This window comes from Vibrio sp. 10N.222.48.A3, assembly GCF_041475345.1.
Classification (GTDB): Bacteria; Pseudomonadota; Gammaproteobacteria; order Enterobacterales; family Vibrionaceae; genus Vibrio; species Vibrio tasmaniensis_A.
The window spans coordinates 1-3,099 of sequence record NZ_JBFRVX010000314.1 but is presented as its reverse complement, the minus strand read 5'-3'; the positions used below and the strand labels follow the sequence as shown (position 1 = coordinate 3,099).

The 3,099-nt window shown below is 44.9% G+C and carries 2 protein-coding genes; both read left to right on the top strand.

The features are described 5' to 3' along the window. Positions 1–387: 387 nt before the first annotated feature. Positions 388–1,626 (top strand): cytosine permease, encoded by a 1,239-nt coding sequence (gene codB / locus AB4653_RS10010; protein ID WP_032499239.1) that lies wholly within the window; start codon positions 388–390, stop codon positions 1,624–1,626. 9 nt (positions 1,627–1,635) lie between these two features. Then, positions 1,636–2,913 (top strand): cytosine deaminase, encoded by a 1,278-nt coding sequence (locus AB4653_RS10005; protein WP_009845696.1) that lies wholly within the window; start codon positions 1,636–1,638, stop codon positions 2,911–2,913. The last annotated feature ends 186 nt before the right edge of the window (positions 2,914–3,099 follow it).

Genomic DNA, 3,099 nt, shown 5'->3' with positions numbered 1-3,099 from the left:
TGACGTTGTTAGTGAACCTTTCTTGTTCACGATATATATAGGCCAATTGCGAGTATTGCGATTGGCCATTTTTTTGCCTGCAATTTAAGAAACATCGCCCATCCAATATACAGACACCCATTCATAGTCATAATCGCTAGCATTCATAGTGAAGTTCAATTCTGGCTCATCACCTACGCCATAGAAAACGTTTTCTAATTATTTTTTAAGAATAAATATGAAAAGTAACCTTATGTTTTAAATGTCTATTTTTAACATAACCGCCTTAATAGATGGCTTATTGATAAAACTAGCATTGACTATGTTATTTATATCACGATAATGCGCACGTTTGCCTGCAATACGGCGACCGTTAATTTTAATTTTGAACAATTGCGGAGGTAAAAAATGGCTGCGGATAATAACTACAGTCTTGGGCCGGTTCCAACATCGGCTAGGAAAGGAGTTGCTTCACTCACCATGGTAATGCTTGGACTCACTTTCTTCTCTGCAAGTATGTGGACAGGTGGTTCACTCGGGACAGGTCTTTCTTTCAACGATTTCTTCCTCGCCGTTCTCATCGGTAACCTAATTCTTGGTATTTACACTTCTTTTCTTGGCTACATCGGCTCATCTACTGGCCTCTCTACTCATCTCCTTGCTCGTTTCTCTTTTGGTACTAAAGGCTCATGGCTTCCTTCTGCTCTACTTGGTGGTACACAAGTCGGCTGGTTTGGTGTAGGCGTTGCCATGTTCGCAATTCCGGTACAGAAAGCCACAGGCATTGATACCAACACCTTGATTATTGTGTCAGGCCTTTTGATGACAGGTACGGTGTACTTCGGTATTAAAGCGCTAATGGTGCTTTCAGCAATTGCGGTGCCCGCGATTGCAATTTTGGGTGGTTACTCAGTACTAACAGCCGTAGACAGTGTTGGTGGACTAGAGCAACTGCAGCTGATTAAGCCAGAGACGCCAATGGACTTCTCAATGGCACTAGCAATGGTTGTAGGTTCGTTTGTAAGTGCAGGTACGTTGACTGCCGATTTCGTTCGCTTCGGTAAAAAGCCAGCAAGCGCCGTGTTAATTACAATGGTCGCGTTCTTCATCGGTAACTCGCTGATGTTTATCTTCGGCGCAGCAGGCGCAGCAGCAACCGGTCAGGCTGATATTTCAGATGTGATGATCGCGCAAGGTCTACTGCTTCCAGCCATCATCGTGCTTGGCTTGAATATCTGGACAACCAATGAAAATGCACTTTATGCGTCAGGTCTGGGTTTATCTAACATCACAGGTCGCTCAAGTACTACAATGTCTATCATTAACGGCATTATCGGTACGATTTTCGCGCTTTGGTTATACAACAACTTCGTTGGTTGGTTAACCTTCCTTTCGTTAGCGATTCCACCCATTGGTGGCGTAATCATCGCCGACTTCTTCGCGAACCGTAAACGTTACAAAGATTTTGCAAATGCAGAGTTCCAAACCGTTAACTGGGCTGGCATTATCGCGGTAGCAACAGGCGTAGCCGCTGGTCACTTCCTACCTGGCATCGTTCCTTTGAATGCCGTGTTTGGTGGTGCAATCAGTTACCTCGTGCTAAATCCTCTATTGAACAAAAAAGCTCTGAAATCTCAGGCCGCTTAAGGACACACTATGACAACCTTATTAATCAAGAACGCGAAACTTCAAGACCAAGAGGGCTTGAAACAAATTCTGATTGAAAATGGTCAATTTTCTCGCATTCTCGATAATGACGCGCAAATCAACCATCAGGGCGAAACTCTTGATGCAGAAGGCGGCATTGTTGTTTCTCCTTTCTGTGAACCGCACATTCACCTAGACACGACTCAGACAGCTGGTGAGCCTAACTGGAATATCTCTGGTACCTTGTTTGAAGGTATTGAGCGTTGGGCTGAGCGTAAAGAATTATTATCAATCGAAGACGTAAAGTCTCGTGCCAAGCAAACACTGAAATGGCAGATAGCTAACGGGGTTCAACACGTGCGTACACACGTTGATGTGTCAGACCCAACGTTAGTGGCGTTAAGAGCGATGGTTGAAGTCCGCGAAGAGATGAAAGAGTGGGTCGACATCCAAATCGTTGCATTCCCTCAAGAAGGCATTCTTTCATACCCTAACGGCAAAGAGTTGCTTGAAGAAGCCGTGAAGATCGGCGCTGACGTTATCGGTGCTATCCCTCACTTTGAATTCACTCGTGAATACGGGGTTGAATCTCTGCATTACGTGTTCGAGCTTGCACGCAAGTACGACTGCCTGATCGACGTTCACTGTGATGAGATTGACGATGAGCAATCTCGCTTCGTTGAAACGCTGGCAGCCCTTGCGCACAAATTCGAAATGGGTGAGAAGGTAACGGCAAGCCATACCACAGCGATGGGGTCCTATAACGGTGCTTACGCATCTCGCTTGTTCCGTCTATTGAAGATGTCTGGTATCAACTTCGTGGCTAACCCGTTAGTGAACATTCACTTACAGGGTCGCTTCGACGACTACCCGAAACGTCGTGGCGTAACGCGTGTTAAAGAGATGCTCGCAGCAAATATCAATGTGTGTTTCGGCCACGATGATGTGTTTGACCCATGGTACCCACTGGGTACAGCGAATATGCTTCAAGTTCTGCACATGGGACTGCACGTAACGCAAGTGATGGGCTACGACCAAATCAACACCTCACTTGATTTGATCAGCAAGAACTCAGCACGCACACTGCATATCCAAGACAACTACGGCATTGAAGAAGGTAAGCCAGGAAGCTTACTAATTCTTCCTGCAGATAACGGTTTTGATGCAGTACGTCGCCAAGTTCCAGTGCAGTACTCTATTCGCCACGGAAAAATAATCGCAGAGACTCAACCAGCTAAGACTAAAATTAACTTAGATAAGACTGAAGATATCAACTTCAAACGATAATATCGTCTATACTAACGAAGAAAAGGAGGCTTAGGCTTCCTTTTTACTTTGTCATGGCGTGTAACTTTATAAACCTATCAGCTGTTGTAGGTAGTTTTTGTTAACAAGCGCAACATGACAAAAAAACTCGCTGATTTATCAATCAATGAGTGTACAACCCGAAAGACTGTGTTAACATGCACTCGC

Bases quoted from the DNA above. Each gene is read 5' to 3' on its own strand.
- codB (WP_032499239.1), top strand. From the start codon at position 388: ATGGCTGCGGATAATAACTACAGTCTTGGGCCGGTTCCAACATCGGCT.
- AB4653_RS10005 (WP_009845696.1), top strand. From the start codon at position 1,636: ATGACAACCTTATTAATCAAGAACGCGAAACTTCAAGACCAAGAGGGC.